Genomic DNA, 18,993 nt, shown 5'->3' on the forward strand with positions numbered 1-18,993 from the left:
GCTACTCTTTTTTCAATTCCAGGATTGCCTGATATGCAGCCTTCTGCTCGGCTGACTTCTTGGTCCTTCCTGACCCCTCTCCCAATTTTTTATCACCTACGTAGACCGCAGCCTCGAATATTTTATCATGTTCAGGACCTTTTTCGCCACAAATTTCATAGCGCAACTCTAAAGCACTGTCTCTCTGGACAATTTCCTGAAGCACAGACTTGCTGTCGTAGAAGATCTGCTTCTCCTCGGGGTTGTTCAAAATAAATTTCTCTATATGAGTCCTGGCAGCATCAATTCCGCTGTCAAGGTAAATAGCTCCAATAATAGCCTCCATAACATCAGCTATGATGGACTCTCTGTGGCGACCGCCTGTAGCCTCTTCGCCCTTACCCAGAATGAGATACTTTTCAAGATGAACTTCTGTAGCACAATATGCAAGAGCAGGCTCACATACCATGGATGCTCTCATCTTTGTCATCTCACCCTCTTTTTTATCCGGGTATTTCATATATAAGTAGTCACTTGAAACAAGCTCAAGGACAGCGTCACCGAGGAACTCAAGTCTCTCGTAGTCCCCGCGCTTGTTTATTTTCTGCTCATTGGCATAAGAGCTGTGTGTCAGTGCCTGAAGCAAAAGATTTTTATCCTTAAAATGATATCCGATGCTATTCTGTAATTCATCAAGTTCATTATCGCCTATCATAGTTATCTCCTATACAAGAAATATCTTTTTATAAACAAAATGATATGATGCAGAGCAAACAAAGCCCTGCCTCATACCACCATCATTTCGAAAAAATCATTTATAGATCAGCCTTCATTTCTGGCTTTCTTCAGAAGCTCTACTGCCTCACCAACTGTTGAAATCTTCTCAGCAAGCTCAGCGTCGATTTTTACATCAAACTCATCCTCGATTCCCATGATGATCTGGAAAACATCAAGTGAATCAGCACCAAGATCGTCAGTGAATGTTGAATCCATTGTGATCTCGTTCACATCAACATTAAGTACATTGGCAATAACTTCCTTAAGCTTTTCGAATTCCATAACTTCTCCATTCCTTCTATAACGAATTCACAGATGTAAATCTGTGTTCTAAAACTATAATACGATTTGCAGTATCTTTACAAGTACTTTCTTTAAATAATTGCCGATTATGAATCTGCTGTGATGGATTCTCTGATCTTCTCAGCAATATTCTGCTCTTTGAAGGTTACGCACTGTAAAATACTGTTCTTAACCTCGATCGCGTTAGCACTTCCGTGGGTCTTAACAACAAGTCCCTCAAGACCAAGCATGGGTGCTCCGCCGTAGCGATCCATATCATAGTCCTTAAGAACTGACTTAAGTGCGGGCTTGATCAAAAGTCCGCCGATCTTGGATCTAAGGTCACTCATAAGTCCCTTCTTAACAACCTTAAGAAGTGTCTTGGCAACGCCTTCATACATCTTAAGAACAACGTTACCGGTAAATGCCTCGCAGACAATTACATCAGCTGCTCCGCTGGGAATATCCCTGGCCTCTACAGAACCGATGAAGTTGATATCGGGACAATTCTTAAGAAGCGGGAAGGTCTCTTTAACAAGAGCGTTACCCTTCTCCTCCTCAGCACCAATATTCACGATGCCGACTCTGGGATTGGCGATTCCACATACATTCTGCATGTAGATTGTTCCCATCTTGGCAAACTGAACCAGGTGTGAAGGTCTTGCATCAACATTAGCCCCACAGTCAATCAAAAGTGATACGCCGTTTTCAGTAGGAATAAGTGGTGCAAGAGGTGATCTCTCCACTCCCTTTATTCTTCCGACTATAACCTGTCCGCCTACAAGAGTAGCTCCTGTGCTACCTGCGGAAACATAAGCATCGCACTCTCCGTGCTTTACAAGGAACATGGCCTTAACTATAGAAGAATCCTTCTTAGTTCTGATAGCCATAACCGGAGGCTCAGCCATCTCGATTACTTCCTCTGCATTAACAACTTCCATTCTATCTTTATCATAAGAATATTTTGAAAGCTCGTCCTTAACTATCTGTTCCTTACCAACAAGAAAAATCTTGAGTTTATCGGATTCGTTAAGTGCATCAACTGCGCCCTTTACTATTTCAAAAGGGGCATTATCTCCTCCCATTGCGTCTACCGCAACTCTTACTAATTCTGCCATCATTACTCCCCAAAAAGTATTAGTTTTCTGTTAAAACATCCACTGAAAAGTTTACTAGAAAACAGCATAAAAAGCAACAAACCCGAGACTTTAAAAAGTCTCGGGTTTGAAAAAGATCTAATTGATTATCAATCTTCGTTAGCTACAACGCTCTTCTTGTTGTAGTAGCCACATTTCTTGCAAACCTTGTGAGGCTGCATAAGCGCGCCACAGTGGCTGCACTTAACCAGTGTGGGAGCAGTCATTTTCCAGTTTGCTCTTCTCTGGTCTCTGTGACCCTTTGAAGATTTATTCTTCGGGCAGATAGACATTCGGTAACACCTCCTTACAGCGTTATATCAATAACCACGAAAGTGATCATTCATTGCATTTGTTAACACACTTAAAATATTATATGCACACTTGCCTTTATTGTCAACAAAGATTTTATTAATTCTATATTCAAGTCCTGTCTGCGGAAACTATCTTCCTTCGTAACGACCAAAGAGAAGGTAATGTCTGTAATACTGGGAAAGGTTGTCACCGTAGGCTGCAGACACGTCAGTGTTCTTGGTTCTGTAGCTTGCAGGATTAAATGTAGCGTTACCCTGACGACCTTCCTTCATACCATACTTCACAAAATGAGTAAGAAGTGCATTAGCATCATTACCGATGGCAGCCTGAAGGTCCGCATTGTTATTATAATAATATGTAGCATCAAATACTCCTGCAAGATCCGCTGCGGTAAGGGCCTCTCCTGTCACACATTTATATGTATAGGAAGAAATAAGGCCGTCCTTATACAACATTTTCATCGCCTCAGCAGGGACATTCATTGTCTTATCAAAATAGAAATGATTAACAGCACCTTCATTTATCTGCTCATATTTAAGAGCAAGTCTGAGCTGTCTGTAAACACCGTTTGCATCGGTATTTTTAGTCATTGCAGGTGCAAGGAGTTCCTCTCCTGTGTAGCACTTTTTAAGATCTGCGGCACTGGCGCTTATAGAAAAGGCTGTGCTTGCAATACCAAATGACATAGCGATTCCAAGAACCGATATCCCCAGCTTTTTTAAGATTTTCATTGATTTCATACCTTATCTCCTCCACTTTCTATGTATTAACAATATCATCATTCACTTCTAAGTGCATCAATAGGATTGAGCTGGCTTGCTCTCTTGGCAGGCATCCATCCAAAGATAATGCCGACTGCCGCTGAGAATCCCGTTCCAAGAGCTATTGCACTGTACGAAATTCGAAAATCAATTTTCATTAGTATAGCTCCAACAAATGCAATAAGCAGGCCCAGGCCTATTCCAATTATTCCTCCTATCATGGACAGAACAATCGATTCAATAAGAAACTGCATCTGTATTCTCACAGGCTCAGCTCCAAGAGCCTTTCTTAACCCAATCTCCTTCGTTCTCTCAGAGACTGATACCAGCATCATGTTCATGATACCAATTCCACCTACCACAAGGGCTATAGATGCGATTCCCGCCAGCATGGCAGTCATCATATCCGTAACGGTACTCATGGTATCCATGAGGCTCTCCATATTAATAATGGAATAGCTGTTATCTGCATCATTGTATATGCCATCAAGAACAGATCTCAGATTATCCTCGGCAGTAGTACTTTCATAGCCTTCAGCAATGTAAACCTCTACGCTGGATACGTTCTGCTTTCCGCTCATTCTAAGAACATTCTTATAAGGAACTATTACAGTACCATCCCTGTCGCTGGTGTCATACATGGCACTGAAAAGACTCTCATCGTCTTTTCTTACACCTACAACTATGTACTCATAGCCATTTAGCTTAAACTGTCTGCCAAGTACATCCGGCGTCTTGAAAACATTTTTGGCAAAATCAGCATCAACAATGCACACCTTGACGTCACCGTTCATATCGTCATTATTAAATATGCGTCCTCTGTCGAGAATGTCATTATGTTCAAAGTAAACTACATCATATCCGGAAATTGAGACCTTATCATAAACCTCATTTCCAAGGCTTGCTGCGCCGTTCATTGAAGCTGTGGGAGCTATTCCCGAAACGCCCTCCGTGCCCCTCAGTCTGTCGAGGTCACTCTCAGAAAGTCCCTGTTTTAGAGCGGTTCCAACTGCATTTACATTAAGGGTTCCCGCACCAAGATCTGAAAGCTTCCCGATAACCGAGTCGGTTGCTCCCTTTACCATAGTGACAAGTCCGATTACAGAGGCAACACCTATCACTATACCAAGCATAGTCAGAAATGATCTTAGCTTGTTTGCTTTTATATTCTGCAAAGACATCCTAAAGCTTTGCTTAACTACTGATAAATTAAGCATCTGTCAGATCTCCTTCACTCAGCTCTCCATCAAGAATCCTTACAATTCTTGATGCATGCTCTGCTATATGTCTGTCATGGGTTATCATTATTATGGTTCTGCCCTCTTCATTTAGCTGATGGAAAAGCTCAATGATCTGGGCACCGGTCTTTTGATCCAGGGCTCCCGTGGGCTCATCTGCAAGAAGTATAGTCGGGTTAGCCGCAAGTGCTCTTGCTATGGCAACTCTCTGCTGCTGTCCTCCGGATAGCTGATTGGGAAAATACTCCATTTTATCCCCCAGCTGAACCTTTTCAAGCATCTCTCTTACTCTCTCCCTTCGCTGCTTTTCAGGCATATTGGCATAGATAAGAGGGAGCTCGACATTTTCAAAGGCAGTCTGTCTCTGCAGAAGCTGAAACTGCTGAAAAATGAATCCAACCTCCTTATTCCTGATCTGGGCAAGGGATGCTTCATCCTGATCTGCAATCTTTTTGCCACTGAGATAATATTCACCCTCTGTAGGAACATCAAGACAGCCTATTATGTTCATAAGCGTAGACTTACCGGAACCTGAAGGGCCAAGAATAGCAAGGAACTCACCTCTGTCAACGGTAAGGTCAATCCCCTTAAGAACTCTCGAGGTACCACTTCCAAGAACATAGTCCTTTATGATTCCTTTCATTCTGAGAATCTCATTATCACTCATCGTCTTCCACCCATCCGGCCCATGCCATAGGCTCCATACATAGCATTCTGATTCTCAAGAATTACTTCACCCTCTGATAATCCTTCTACTATTTGCACATAGGTTCCATCTGTTGCACCTGTGGTAACAGTCTTCTTTACAGGATTTTTCCCGTCTCCCTTTACAAGAACATAGGAAGAACCATCCTCATTATCACTTACGGCTGCACTGGGCACTGCGAGCACCTGCTTAAGATCATTAACAGCAAGGCGGATTTCCACGCTCATTCCGCTTTTAATATCATCATCAGCATCAAAATCAACCTCTGCCTCAAAGTAGGAAACGCCATTTTCTATTGTTGCTGTCTTGGATATATGGTTAAGGGCGCCGGTATATTTCTTATCAAGCGCATTAACATCGATCTCGACCTCTTTACCCTCTGTTACTCCCAGGGTGTCATACTCATTGATCTTGATATCGACCTTCATCTTGTCAAAATTGGTAATGACCGCAAGCTTTGTTGATAATGTTGTTGCATCGCCCACCTTAACAGGGACATCTGTAATTATTCCGCTTGTTGCCGCCTTAACCTCACAGTCATTTAACTGTCTCTGATAATTCTCAAGTCTGACCTCATTTACGCTGTCATCACCCTGAAGCTTTGCCTGCTCTATCTTAAGGGCATAGGCTTCAAGCTGCTGACGTGAGCTTGTAACTGCAGCGTTGTAGTTATCAACAGCGTTAAGATAGCTCTGCTGTGCCTGCAGAAGCTGATCAAAAAAATTGGTAAGACTGTTCTGCTCGTTTATCTTTGCAGCCTCATAGCTTGCAAGAGTATCGTTATAGCTGGTCCATGCATTTTCAAGTAAAAGCGATGCCTGATCCTTTTGATTATTAGCTGAATCAACAACATCCTGCGCTGATTCAACCGCCTTCTTGGCAGCATCTCTTGCTGATCTTGCGCTCTCTAAGGCAGTCTTATTAGCTGCACTTTTATCTGATTTATATTTATCCTTTGCATCGGATACGTCATCCTTTGCATCCTCGTAGTCCTTCTTTGCATCGGAAAGCTTACCATCAGCATCGGAAACATTGCCCTCCGCCTGCTCAAGGGAAAGCTGGTTATTTCTTACGTTATTGTAGGAATTATCAAGACTTGCAATAGCATTAAGCATGGTTCCTGATAAGCCCTGATTATTCAGTTCAACCTCATTGTTATAATTCTCCTGAGCTGAAACGAGCTGCGCGTATGAGTTATCTATAGCCTGCTCAGCACTGAGTATTGTTGAATTGAGGTCGTTATCAAGATTGTATTTATAATCGCTGTAGCTCTTCTGAGCCTCCTTAAGAGACAGGGAAGCTGATTCCTCGGTTGATGTCATGGTAGCTTCAAGTTCCTTCACAGACTCCTCAATAGAGCTGGGATCAAGCTTCATTATCACATCGCCCTTTTTGACCTCATCTCCCTCTTCCACAAGGATTTCCTTTACCTTGGGTCCAGCAACATCGGGATAAACATTCATCTCATCAACCGGTGCTATGGTTCCCGTAAAGCTGTGATAGGTCTTTATATCGCGGAGCTGGGCTGTATCCTCAATGAACATCCCGTTATCTCCGCTCTTGGGCATAAGAAAAAGCCCGGCAACAAGCGCAATAGCAGCGACTATCACAACGGGCTTAAACCATTTCTTTTTTCTGATATCCAAAACTTTTTTCAACATTGCTAACTAAACCTCCCCACAAAAGCATTGCATTTCTATTATATCCGAGAAATAGAGTGTGTACAATATAAAACGCTCCCTTTGGACAAGTCCTTAGGGAGCGTATCTTGATCATTTTATATTATTTGCAAAGCTCGTTAGTGTCTCTTGCGATTGCAAGCTCTTCGTTTGTAGGAACTACGAGAACTTTAATCTTTGAATCAGGAGTTGATACCTCCTTCTCCTTACCATGAACCTCGTTAGCCTCCTTATCAAGCTTAACGCCAAGGAAACCAAGTCTCTCACATATAATGCTTCTTACAAGAGGTCCGTTCTCACCTACACCTGCTGTAAAGCAGATGCAGTCTACACCATCCATGGCAGCTGCGTAGGAACCAATGTACTTTGCAACTCTGTAGCAGAAGGTGTTGATCGCACGGATGCAGCCCTTGTCGCCCTTGAAGTAACCGTCCTCAAGATCTCTGAAGTCTGAAGATACATCTCCTGAAAGGCCGTACACGCCGGACTTTTTGTTGAGAATATTCTCTGCCTCAGCAACATCACAGCCCTCTTTTTTCATAATGAACTCAACTACTGAAGGGTCAATGTCACCACTTCTGGTACCCATGATAAGACCTTCAAGAGGAGTAAGACCCATTGATGTATCTACGCATTTCCCGTTCTTAACTGCTGATACGGATGCACCGTTACCAAGGTGGCATACGATTGTCTTAAGCTCGCTGTAATCCTTACCAAGCATCTCAGCTGCTCTCTTACTTACATAAGAATGGCTTGTTCCGTGGAAGCCGTATCTGCGGATCTTGTACTTTTCATATAAAGAGTAAGGAATACCGTAAAGGTAAGCCTCCTCAGGCATTGTCTGATGGAATGCTGTGTCGAATACTGCAACCATAGGTACTCCGGGCATTGACTTCTGGCATGCTCTGATACCGATCAGGTTAGCAGGATTGTGAAGAGGTGCAAGATCTGAAACCTCCTCGATAGCCTTGATAACTTCCTCGTCGATGACAACTGACTTAGTGAACTTCTCACCGCCGTGTACGATTCTGTGACCTACAGCTCCGATCTCATCAAGAGAAGCGATAACGCCTGTGTCCTTGTTTGTAAGAGCCTCGATAACAAGCTCGATTGCACGGTTGTGATCCGGAATAGCTGTGTCATTTGTAATCTTATCGCCATCACCGGGAGTGAACACTATTCTGCCGTCGATGCCGATTCTCTCACAAATACCTTTCCCCAATACATTCTCTGTTTCTGAATCAATAAGCTGGAATTTAAGTGATGAGCTTCCGCAATTGATAACCAGTATTTTCATTATGAAACCTCCATGATAATATATTTTTTATGAAGACTGTAGGAATTATTGCCGAATTTAATCCATTCCACAAAGGACATGAATATCTGATCCGTACTCTGAAAAAAGAGACCGGGTCTGATTATGCTGTCATCGTAATGAGTGGGGATTATACTCAGCGAGGAGCTCCCGCAATCCTCGATAAATATACAAGAACAAAAATGGCCCTTCTGGGAGGAGCCGACCTTGTATTAGAATTGCCTATTTATTATAGCACATCCAGCGCAGAATTTTTCGCCGGAGGTGCCATTTCTATATTAAATAATATCGGAGTGACAAACTGCCTTGGATTTGGCTCAGAATCAGGGGATATTTCCGCCATAAAAAAAGTGGCCGGGGTGCTTGCTGATGAGCCTGAAGGCTTCCCCGGTCTTCTTAAGGATAACCTTAGAAGCGGCATGAACTACGCTGCCGCAAGGGCCGCTGCTCTAAATAAATATTTATCTAAAGAAAGCGAAAGTGATACAGTAATCACTTCACTTATTTCAAACCCCAATGACATTCTTGCAACAGAATATGTGAAGGCCCTGATTCTTCAAAAGAGCACTGTCACACCTTACGCCATTAAGCGTGTAGGCGCTTCTTATGATGCCGAAACACTCTCTTCCGACAGTGCCGGGTTTTCTTCCGCGAAGGCTATAAGAGCTGCTCTTGAAGGTAACGCTCCTGATACAGACGCGGGCGTTAATAATCAGGATCTTCTTTCAAGAGAGGACTCCTTAAGAGCCCTCTCTAACATGCCGGAGGAAGTATGTGCATATATTAAAGCTCTACATTCTGAGGGAGAATTAAAGCTCACCACACTGGATGATTTTTCAGAGCTTCTTCACTACAAGCTCATCTTAGAGAAAAATGCTGGCTATACCAGATATCTTGATGTAAATTCCGATCTCTCTGATAAAATAGCCGGAGCCATCAATGGCTTTACCACTTTTTCAGATTTTGTAATGAAGCTTAAGTCCAAGAACCTTACCTACACAAGGATAAACAGAGCACTTCTACACATTCTCCTTGGTATGGCTTCAGATAAGCTTGATGTCTACAGCGCAGACAGAAGCGCCTTTACTTCCTATGCACGAATACTTGGCTTTAACAAAAACGCTTCACCCTTACTAAAAAAAATACAGGAATGCTCTCGCATTCCTGTTATATCTACTCTCTCTGATGCATATAAGGCTCTTGACGAAAAGGCCTATATGCTTCTTAGCGATACCGTTTCGGCATCAAATATTTATGACCTCGTAAGAGGATGCTCGCCGATTAACGAATATTCAAAGGCGCCCATTATTCTGGTTTCTGATATGCATAAGGACTAAACGCCTGAACATTCTCACTTCCGTAAAGGGCATCTTCATCAATATCAAAGCTCGGAACAGCATTAAGTGCACTTGTGCCTGCTGTTTCAGCCTTCATCTGATTTTTCTTTATCTCCTTAACATACTCAATCTCATATCCGATGGTTTTTGCAAGGAACAACAGACCTCCAAGCTCCTGAACATCATAATCCTGATAGGCAATTCTGGCGTTCTCTTCAATCTTTTCCCTGACCATTGTCTTAGGATATGCCTTTAAGAGATCAACTGCCATGGGGAAATATGCTTCATCAACATCATTTAAGCACTGAAAGAGGAAATCCATTCCGGGCAGTCTCAGCTCTCTGTCGAGGCTTTTCAGAATGCGTATTCCGTTGCAGACAGCATATTCATTCTGGTAGTTTTCCATAGTTGTATAGGTCTGAAGTATTACCTTATTTTTTCTTACAGCCTTCACCGCCTTTGCTATCTCAGCATCAGTTAAGACTCTTTCAAAAATATCATCATCTATATGTCCACTTTTGGTAACAGGTTCAAAGATCAATGGCCTCTCTTTTCCATCAATGACCTCCGTTCTGTTTCCGGCATTAAGCTTCTCCCACTGATAACGAACTGAGCCCCAGTCCGCCTTGGAAAGCTCTTCCTTTGGACGATCAAGAGCTGTTTCAAATTTGTTCCTTGCCTTTATGGGCATTTTCTTAAAGTACTCGCCTCTGCTCTCAAAAAATGCTTCTATATCTGCCTTTACTGAAGGAAGCTTACCTCTAAGCGGAAGGCTTATCATCGTTCCGTCAATAGCATAGAGCATATTCATTTCTTTGTTATATCCACAGATAAGGTCAATCGGATAGTAGCCACCAAGAATGCAAACCCACTTATCATCCTCGCTTACCTTAATAGATTTTATCTTCTTACCATTTTCATCAACAAATGGATGAAAGGTCTGACTCGCTATGATATCGGAAATCTGACTTTGTCTGTACATCCTGCCAAAATGCGGCATCTTGCCGTCTGCACTTACTATTAAGTCATAATCATTTGTTTTCCTGGGTAATACATCTTCAACGGGAAGTTCCTTTTCATTCTCCTCCATTCCCATATGATCGGTATCCATGGCAATAAACGTCCATACAGAAATCATGGGAACAAAGAAACAGAAGGATATAATACCTACCTCATCGCTATTGGTAACCATGCTGAGCAGCACTGAAATAATCGACGAACTAATGGCTGCAAAGGTTTCCACGCCTACAACAGTCTTTAAAATAATCCTGCTTATCCTATTCCTTTCGGCATAGCTTACCCTCTCGGCCTTTTTTACTAAATAATCAAACATAATAAAACTCCAACTTACTAATACAAACGCTACGATTATAGCAGATATAGCTTCATTAATCGAGACCACAAAAAGGGCCGCAAAGCCGCGACCCTGAGTATCAGTATATGAAGTTTTCACCCTGCGGTGACCTGATCCGGAAAGATTTCAGACGGCATGGGCTTTGCAAAATAGAAGCCCTGGATCATCTCGCAGTGAAGCTTTCTGATGTAATCGTACTGCTCCTGAGTTTCAACGCCCTCTACCACGATCTTAAGGCCAAGGCGCTTAGCCATTTGAACTACGGATTCAAGGACGATCATGCCCTTTTCGCTATTCTCGATGTTCCTTAAGAAATACATATCAATCTTAACTATATCAACAGGCATATCCTTGAACATATTGAGATTGGAATAGCCGCTTCCAAAGTCATCCATCATGATAATAAAGCCATTTTCACGGAGCTTATTTAGCATATTTATGATGTTTTCCATGTTGTCGTTAAATGCACTCTCTGTAAGCTCGATCTTAATAAGGCTGTGATCGATATCATATTTGTCAACAATCCTTACAATCTCTTCAACTATGCCGTGGTGATCAACATCAACTCTTGAGAAGTTAACTGACACGGGAACCACATCCATTCCCTGATTCATCCACTCCCTGAGTATCCTGCAGACCTCCTCCAGAACATAAAGGTCAAGCTCAGTAATAAAGCCGTTCTTTTCAAGAATCGGAATAAAGTCCCCGGGATTTATCATCTGATTTTTACCATCTATCCAGCGTACAAGCGCCTCTGCGCTAACTCTTCTGCGGGACATGGTATCACATACGGGCTGCAGATATACCTTGAACTCTTTATCCTGGATTGCTCCTCTTACGCGCTGCTCAACCGATTTTCTATGCTCGTCCTCACGTCTTATGTCAGCATCATAAAAGGCAACATTGGTCTTAAAGTTACCGGAAACCCACTTCAAAGCATAGCCTGCATGATCAAGCATTTTATCAATGTCTTTATCACCCTCTTCGAGCCTGTAAACACCAGCATAGAAGGAAACCGCATAATCAAGACCTGTCATAGGATTAATTATGGCATCCGACAGATCCATATCACTGATGGTGTTAACGGTTATCTCCTCATGGGTCAGAATTGCAAAGGTATCACCACCAATTCTTCCGCACACGGATTTTTTCTCTGCAGTATCGACACAGCTCTTAACGCTCTCAGCCAAAAGCAAAAGAATCCTGTCTCCATTTTCCATACCGGTTCTCTCATTGAGCTCCTGCATGTGATATACCTGGATCTTCACCATGGCATAGCCAACCATATCCTGCTTATGCATAAGCTCATCGCAGGAACGGATAAAACCTATTTTGTTATTAAGTCCCGTGAGCTCATCAACTGTGACATCGACAAAGCAGAACACAACAATCGTCATCGCTACAGCCAAAGCTATGATAAGTCCCGTTAGAGACTGCTCCGGTAAAAATCCCTGATAAATAAGGTTAAAGATCGTGATAAAGAAAACCGTGAAAAGAAGTCTTCTTCTGACGCGGCCAAGATACCTTTTATGCCTGAAGGCACAAACGCCGACCATGCTCGCACAGATAATATAGTAGATAAATGTGACAGGAACGCCAATACCGCGACTGTATTCCAGCGTTACCCTGTCCAGCTTAAAGAACATGTCAAAGAAAATATTGCCAAAGGTCGCAAGGAACATCATAATGCCAAGTCCGATGTTCATTTTCCAGGTATTGCTGCTCTCACCGCAAAGCTCATAAAAGTATCTGGTTGCGCTGTAGGGAATCATGTAAAGCACGACAAAGTACGCAATAAGGGCAATATACGTCACATAAAAAGTCTGGGGATTACCTATATTAAGTAGAATTATAGTGAGAGAATCAAGGATGTTGTAGGCAATTGCGCAGCAAATTAAAAGCTTTAAACTAAAGCCAAAATTTTTCATAAGCTTAGGACGGATCCATGCGCATATTAAGCTGGTAAATATTACCATTATTCCGGCAACATCAAACTGATATGAAAACTGCATATATATTCCTCAAGCAACTTATCGCTTTATGGAAAAATAAATGAAGCATTTTTCCTGATAAAAAGCAAAAAAGATGATGGCCCCGTAACGGTTCATCATCTCTCCTCCACCTATAACTATAATATATTATCTATAATTTAATTTATCAAGGGATTTTTTGATTGATAATAGGATTTTTCGCGGCAGTTTGAAATATATTTACCAAACTTTAATAAATAGCTATCAAAAAATCGTCTATAATATTTTTAATGGTAACTTTAGTTTTGATGGGTTATTATGCACTTTTTTAGGTGTAAAGGAGCATTATGGGGCTTATAACACTTAATACAAATCAGGTACTCCATAAAAGCGGCGACAAGGTCGAAACCCTTGAAATTGTCGTAAAAGGATCTGTCTCCGTCATCATGGAAGGTGAGTCCATCGTTGTCGGTGTAGGTGGCATACTGGGAGCTCCCGAGCATCCCGGGGCAGAATATGTCTATACCTACACAGCACTGGAGGAAACCTCTGTATTTTCATATCCCTTCACTTCTATCGATGACATATTCAAGATCATAGCTTCCAATCCAAAAATATCGCCTATTCTTGCTGCACAGACAGTAAAAATAGCGGTTCTGAGTCTTGATAAGTATAATGAAGATTTCGAAAAAATCCTGGCAGAATACAATCAGCTTGATATAGATCTGGCTGATTATCCCATGATGGCTGTTTCTGTGGGAATGGATGTTGAAGATTTCCCTGAACTTGAAGACATTGAGCCACCTGTAAGGACTCAGGCTCTCTCCGACTGGCAGGAAAAATTCTACCGCACATTAAATGACAACGAAGAGATCATGAAAAAGACCTGCTATGCCCGCTCCGCCGATATTTCAAACGGCTTTATCATGTATGCCCTAGAAGCAATATCTTTTACCGCAGCATGCAGAGAACAGCTTGCTGAGTATAAGCGCGAGTTCCAGAGACAGACTAATAAATTCCGCTCAGCTATGCAGCTTATCAGAGCTAAATCCGATGACATGAAGCGAAACGGCGCAGAGGGCGAGGCTACCCATATTGACATCAAGGATGCACTCAACACCATCCTTCAGTATGCAGATGCTGACGAGACTTCTACCGAGAACTTCCGCAGCATCATCATGGAATTCAAAAATACCAAGAACAGGTATGATACCTCTGACGAGAGTAGAGCTTTAAGAAGAAGTGTTGCAAAGGACTACTACACCATTTACACCTCAGCTTTCCTGCGCAGTCTTAGCGACTCTTCCATTCCTTCAGAGGTCATGATGTTCTTGATGTTCGGCTTTGTGGATGAAGAACTCGCCGGACTTGAGAACACAAGACAGCTCTATGCTCTTATGAAAACCTATAAGCCTGATCCCGAAGGTCGCGTTGTTACTGTGTATGAATGGCTAAAAAAGGTTTATTCCATGGAGCTTGAGCCCTCAAGAAACGAATTTGATGAGGACTATTTCACTGCTCTTCGCACCCTTAAAACCAGCGGCGACATAACCGAAGATCAGATGGAGATGATGAAAACAGATCCCCTTGAGCGGTTAAAGTTCGAGATAAAGAACCTTCTCGCTCTCGGTAACAGAATGAGCTTTGGACGCCCGTCCATGTTTGTGCCTGTATTTGATCAGGAAAATGTCATAAGGCCTCTTGACGTTGCCTACGTAAATACCGAGAAGATCAACGACTTTTATAAATATATCAGATCCATCGATTTTTCACTGTTCTGCAGACAGAGTATCTTTTCAGATCCGGAAATCGGCGTAACCCAGGCATTTATCGATGAAGACGTAACTCCGTATATGATACTTATGCCCAATATGGGAAGCCGCGCTTCTCTCTGGCAGGAAATCGAGGGTAAAAAGAGAAGTACTCCTGCAAGATTTATTATTTCGATTTTTAACACAGAAACCTTTGAAGATGTTATGATACGTCTATGCGGCGAATTCCGCTGGGAGATGTGCAAGACCATACAGGGAGTTCATTGGAACGATGTTACGGATCCTTCCCTTACCTCCATGTACTGCGATTATCTCCAGTTCTATAAAAAGAACCACTCTCTTTCTACAGAGATGAAGGAGAAGCTAAGAACTGACCTTAAGAAGTTCAACAACAACTACAAGAATCTGTTCGTCTCAGAATATATGTGCTATATAAAATTTGAGGCAAACCAGTCACCAAGACTAAATAAGATTTCAAGAGAGATCATTTTCACCTACTGTCCTTTCTCTGCTGAGCTCCGCGAGAAGTTCGCAGATAATCCTCAGTACGGAGAGCTCATTAAGAAATACACGGCTCATATTAACGGACTGATAAGGCCGATCTCCAACATGATAAGAAGGATTCAGAATGACGGCTTCGAGGTGCCACAAGTTCTTAAGGATCAGTATGAATATCTGAAAAAATAATGTTTTAGGAAGGATTTTTATTTATGCAAATGCGCTGTGACGAATGTACTTACTACGAGTACGACGAGGATGATGAGGCCTACTACTGCGGAGTCGATATGGATGAAGACGACTACGCAAGACTGATGGGTAATTCCAAAAGCGAATGCCCATACTTCCGCAATAACAACGAATATGAGGTTGTTAAACACCAGATGTAAAAAAGCGTACCTGCCCTTTTCGAGCAGGTACGTTTCTTTTATTTTACGATCATTCCGGTTTCCCGATCAGCGAATACTGCAACCATGATAAGGAATACGATACCCATTATGAGCTGCTGGGTCTTGGGCTCAATACCAAGCATTACAAGACCGGCAGTCAGGATTTTGTAGGTCAGTGCGCCAAGGATGATGTTGTAGAACTTAACCTTTGCACCACCGTTTACCGGCATTCCGCCAAGAACCAGAGCGATCATGATCTGTGTCTCAAGCTGATTACCAGCTGTTGATGTAACGGAGCCAACCTTGATACTGTTTATGAAGGCTGCGAGTCCTGTGATCATACCTGCTGCAGCATATACGAGCATCTTGGTTCTCTCTACTCTTACACCTGCGAATCTCGCAGCTGTTTCTCCTGCACCGATTGCCTTAAGTCTGTTACCAAGACCTGTGTACTGGAATACCGCGAAGGCTACCACCAGTATTATCAGTGTAAAGGTCAGATTAAAGGGCATTGTGTTGTAGGATGTGATATTTGACACACCATACACCGGTGTCTTCGTTGTGGCGTAAGCAACAATACCTCTTAAAAGATACATGTTACAGATTGTAACGATAAAGGATGTGATCTTGCGCTTTACATTGAAAAATCCGTTTACAAGACCGATGATTCCTCCTGTCAGAACTCCGCATATGATCGCAAGGATGATGTTAACGTTAGATAAAAAGCAAACAACAACCGAGCACACACCGAGCATTGACCCTTGTGAGAAATCAAGACCACCCATGGTCATTACCATGAATACTCCCACACATGCTATCAGAAGCACATAGGACTGTGATAATAAAAGTTTGAGATTCCCCGCTGTAAACAGCTGGCCCCCTGTAAGAACCGCAAACAAAACAACTATAAATATAAAGCCTGCAAAGGGCATTACATTTCTTATAAAAGCACGCTCCGTGAAGGGAACTGCTACCTTTTTACCGTTTTCCATAAATCCTCCTAAACCATCTTGGCAATGAGATCTGTATCCTTAAGATCTTCTGATCTCATAAACTCTCCGTTCTGCTTTCCGTCCTTCATAATGATGATTCGGTCAGCCATTCCCAGAAGCTCTGAAATCTCTTCAGAAATCATGATGATTGACTTTCCGTCTTTTCTCATGTGACTCATCATCTGGTAAATCGTAGCCTTTACCTTGACGTCAATGCCTCGGGTAGGTGAATCGAGGATGATAATGTCGGAATTCTTTCCTATCCATCTTGCCAGAACAACCTTCTGCTTATTACCTCCTGAAAGAGCTGACATAAACTGATGAACACCTTCCATCTTTGTACTCATCTGCTTTGCATATTTTTCAGCAAAGGCCTTCTCGTCCCTGGCGTGAAGGATATGGTTCCTTTTAAGCTCCTCAAGAGACGGCAGACAGATGTTGTCCTGAATCGTGTCGTTAATTACAAGTGACTCGTTATCTCTGTCCTTGGAGGCGTAGGCGATGCTGTTATCTATGGCAGTTTTTATGTCATTTATCTCTGTTCCGTTTGCAAGATAGACATTGCCCTCTCTGTCATAGGAAGCACCGAATAGTGCTTTTCCAACCTCATGCATTCCACACTCGGACAGGCCTCCTATTCCAATGATCTCTCCCTTGTGGAGCTCGATGTTAAAGTCATCTATCTCTCCGGGAACAGTCAGGTGCTCGCCCCTTAGAACAACCTCATCTGATATCTTAGTGCCGTAGTCTGTTCGATAATAGTTATTACTCATCTCACGGCCTACCATGAGCTTTTTAAGATCGTCAGTGTCAACCTCGCTGCTTTTTACTGTATCGATGAGGACACCGTCTCTAAGTACGCTTATGTTGTCAGACTGCTCAATTACTTCGTCAAGGTCATGAGATATGAAAATAACACATCTTCCGTCATCCCTGGTCTGCTTCATAACCTTGAAAAGCTCTTTACGTCCCTTTTCTCCAAGGGCTGTAGTCGTCTCATCAACCACGAGGATCTGAGGCTTAAAGTGAGTTGCCTTAACAATCTCTATGAGCTTTCTGTCCTCGAAGTTATATTTATCGATGACGTCCGTAGCTTTGATGTAATTAAAGCCGTAGGAGTTTAAAAGCTCCTGAGCCTTCCTGTTCATTGCGTTAGTATTTTTAACACAGAGGCTTGTAAATTCCTTTTCTTTTCCAAGAAAGATATTCTCAGCAACGGTAAGACCGGACAGGGTTCCTATCTCCTGAACTATTATGGCAACGCCCTGGTAGTTTCCATCCACCTGATTCTTTGCATTTACCTCTGTTCCATTCAAGGTAAAGGTTCCGGAATCCTTGTGATAAATTCCCGTAAGACAGGATGTGAAGGTAGACTTTCCTGATCCGTTTTCGCCTATCAGCGCATGCACTTCTCCCTTGTAGAAGTCGAGAGTGACATGGTCGATAGCATGAGTAACACCAAAATTTTTGTCGATTTCCTCGGCATGAAGTAAAACTTCGCTCATGTCTTTCTCCTTTACTTAACTACTGCGCCCTTAACAGGCTTGATTGTCATTGTTACGATTGCAAGAAGAACGATACCGGTTACGATGTTCTGAACTGTTGTGGGTGCTCCGAGAGCAACGAAGCCCTGGAAAAGGAGCTGGATGATAAACTCGCCGACAACAATTGCAACTACCGGATGCCCGTACTTTTTAAATGCAAGGCCGAAGAAGGTTCCCATAAGAGGCGGGAAGTTTCGGCTCATTGACTGAAGGTTGGATGCACTTGTCATGGAAGTTCCGTAGGAAATTGTAAGGATTGATTCCACGCCTACGAAGAATCCACAAAGGACAAAGGCAACTACCTTGTATCTGTCAACGTCCACACCCATGTTTTTCGCAACAACCTCGTTAGAGCCTATTGCATAGGTGTATGTTCCTATCTTGGTATACTTTAAAATGAAACCGCATAAGAAAAATGCTAAAAGAGCAAGTATAAGATTTCCCGGATAATCGCCGAAGGCTCTGTACTGCGGAGCAAGTATTGCCTCCTTGCCGTTTGTCGCAAAGATCGATAACGCCTCGTAAACCAGTGATAAGCCTGCTGTTACGATAAGGGATGAAATTCTGAATTTAATATATACAAGTCCGTTGAGGAGACCTACAAGCACTCCGCTTATCATGGGAGCAATGAGGAGTCCTGCATAACCGAAACGTTCGCTCATATTTACTGCAAGCACCGATGAAAGCACGATGTTTGCGCCGACACTCATATCAAAGGGACCCATTACACAGATAAAATACAGTCCGCAACCACCTACTGCATAATACAGGGCGGTCTTAAGATAAGTCTGTAATTTGTTAAAATCTCCGAAAGTCTGTGGTGCCAGAGCTTTAAAGAAAGCCCAGAAGACAAAAGCTATCAAAGCCAGAAGAAGCATTCCATACCACTGGCTCTGTTTGAATTTTTGAAACTTACTCATAAAATCCTCCCGCAAGAGTCACGAATTAT

Annotated in this window: 17 protein-coding genes; 3 read left to right on the forward strand and 14 right to left on the reverse strand. The window is 42.6% G+C overall.

Features of this window, described 5'->3' with window-relative positions; genetic code table 11:
• Nucleotide 1 precedes the first annotated feature (1 nt).
• The 9 genes from rnc to G587_RS0102365 all read right to left on the reverse strand — a co-directional run bounded on the left by rnc (nt 2) and on the right by G587_RS0102365 (nt 8,170).
• Nucleotides 2–694, reverse strand: a complete 693-nt coding sequence (rnc, locus tag G587_RS0102325) for a ribonuclease III (RefSeq protein WP_026490932.1) — start codon at nt 692–694, stop codon at nt 2–4.
• Nucleotides 695–801: 107 nt separating this feature from the next.
• Nucleotides 802–1,038: an acyl carrier protein gene (gene acpP / locus G587_RS0102330; RefSeq protein WP_026490933.1), complete on the reverse strand. Its 237-nt coding sequence runs from the start codon at nt 1,036–1,038 to the stop codon at nt 802–804.
• A 107-nt stretch (nt 1,039–1,145) separates the two neighbouring features.
• Complete coding sequence (gene plsX / locus G587_RS0102335; protein ID WP_026490934.1) at nt 1,146–2,156, reverse strand: phosphate acyltransferase PlsX; 1,011 nt, start codon at nt 2,154–2,156, stop codon at nt 1,146–1,148.
• Between the two features lie 128 nt (nt 2,157–2,284).
• On the reverse strand, nt 2,285–2,467 hold the full coding sequence (gene rpmF, locus G587_RS0102340; protein WP_026490935.1) for a 50S ribosomal protein L32: 183 nt from the start codon (nt 2,465–2,467) through the stop codon (nt 2,285–2,287).
• A 150-nt stretch (nt 2,468–2,617) separates the two neighbouring features.
• Nucleotides 2,618–3,229: a hypothetical protein gene (locus G587_RS24040; protein WP_051200559.1), complete on the reverse strand. Its 612-nt coding sequence runs from the start codon at nt 3,227–3,229 to the stop codon at nt 2,618–2,620.
• Nucleotides 3,230–3,267: 38 nt separating this feature from the next.
• Entirely contained in the window at nt 3,268–4,467 is a 1,200-nt protein-coding gene (locus G587_RS0102350; RefSeq protein ID WP_026490936.1) for an ABC transporter permease, read from the reverse strand.
• A complete protein-coding gene (locus G587_RS0102355) occupies nt 4,460–5,155 on the reverse strand; it encodes an ABC transporter ATP-binding protein (RefSeq protein ID WP_026490937.1) in 696 nt (231 codons plus the stop codon). Before G587_RS0102355 ends, G587_RS0102350 begins: the two co-directional genes overlap by 8 nt.
• Nucleotides 5,152–6,855 (reverse strand): efflux RND transporter periplasmic adaptor subunit, encoded by a 1,704-nt coding sequence (locus G587_RS0102360; RefSeq protein ID WP_026490938.1) that lies wholly within the window; start codon nt 6,853–6,855, stop codon nt 5,152–5,154. The genes G587_RS0102355 and G587_RS0102360 overlap by 4 nt, the downstream gene beginning before the upstream one ends.
• Before the next feature lie 121 nt (nt 6,856–6,976).
• Nucleotides 6,977–8,170: an acetate kinase gene (locus tag G587_RS0102365; protein ID WP_026490939.1), complete on the reverse strand. Its 1,194-nt coding sequence runs from the start codon at nt 8,168–8,170 to the stop codon at nt 6,977–6,979.
• A 29-nt stretch (nt 8,171–8,199) separates the two neighbouring features.
• Between G587_RS0102365 and G587_RS0102370 the strand changes: the two genes are divergently transcribed.
• Nucleotides 8,200–9,525: a tRNA(Met) cytidine acetate ligase gene (locus G587_RS0102370; protein WP_026490940.1), complete on the forward strand. Its 1,326-nt coding sequence runs from the start codon at nt 8,200–8,202 to the stop codon at nt 9,523–9,525.
• Here G587_RS0102370 and G587_RS0102375 read toward each other — a convergent pair.
• Complete coding sequence (locus G587_RS0102375) at nt 9,494–10,858, reverse strand: hypothetical protein (protein ID WP_026490941.1); 1,365 nt, start codon at nt 10,856–10,858, stop codon at nt 9,494–9,496. The two genes, G587_RS0102370 and G587_RS0102375, sit on opposite strands and share 32 nt — an antisense overlap.
• A 116-nt stretch (nt 10,859–10,974) precedes the next feature.
• Entirely contained in the window at nt 10,975–12,891 is a 1,917-nt protein-coding gene (locus G587_RS24045) for a putative bifunctional diguanylate cyclase/phosphodiesterase (protein ID WP_051200561.1), read from the reverse strand.
• A gap of 305 nt (nt 12,892–13,196) precedes the next feature.
• Here G587_RS24045 and G587_RS21060 point away from each other — a divergent pair, with 305 nt between their 5' ends.
• Both G587_RS21060 and G587_RS25770 read left to right on the forward strand, forming a co-directional pair.
• On the forward strand, nt 13,197–15,308 hold the full coding sequence (locus G587_RS21060; protein WP_026490942.1) for a Crp/Fnr family transcriptional regulator: 2,112 nt from the start codon (nt 13,197–13,199) through the stop codon (nt 15,306–15,308).
• A 29-nt stretch (nt 15,309–15,337) separates the two neighbouring features.
• Nucleotides 15,338–15,508, forward strand: a complete 171-nt coding sequence (locus tag G587_RS25770; protein WP_196812495.1) for a DUF6472 family protein — start codon at nt 15,338–15,340, stop codon at nt 15,506–15,508.
• Nucleotides 15,509–15,546: 38 nt separating this feature from the next.
• On the opposite strand, the gene G587_RS0102395 is transcribed toward G587_RS25770, so the two are convergent.
• The 3 genes from G587_RS0102395 to G587_RS0102405 are packed head-to-tail and all read right to left on the reverse strand — an operon-like array spanning nt 15,547 to nt 18,964.
• The gene (locus tag G587_RS0102395) at nt 15,547–16,500 is read right to left on the reverse strand and encodes an ABC transporter permease (protein ID WP_026490943.1); all 954 of its coding nucleotides are present in this window, start codon (nt 16,498–16,500) and stop codon (nt 15,547–15,549) included.
• An 8-nt stretch (nt 16,501–16,508) separates the two neighbouring features.
• Nucleotides 16,509–18,005, reverse strand: a complete 1,497-nt coding sequence (locus tag G587_RS0102400) for a sugar ABC transporter ATP-binding protein (RefSeq protein ID WP_026490944.1) — start codon at nt 18,003–18,005, stop codon at nt 16,509–16,511.
• Nucleotides 18,006–18,016: 11 nt separating this feature from the next.
• Entirely contained in the window at nt 18,017–18,964 is a 948-nt protein-coding gene (locus tag G587_RS0102405) for an ABC transporter permease (RefSeq protein ID WP_026490945.1), read from the reverse strand.
• Between the last annotated feature and the right edge of the window lie 29 nt (nt 18,965–18,993).

It is taken from the genome of Butyrivibrio sp. XPD2002 (assembly GCF_000423945.1).
Lineage (GTDB): Bacteria > Bacillota > Clostridia > Lachnospirales > Lachnospiraceae > Butyrivibrio.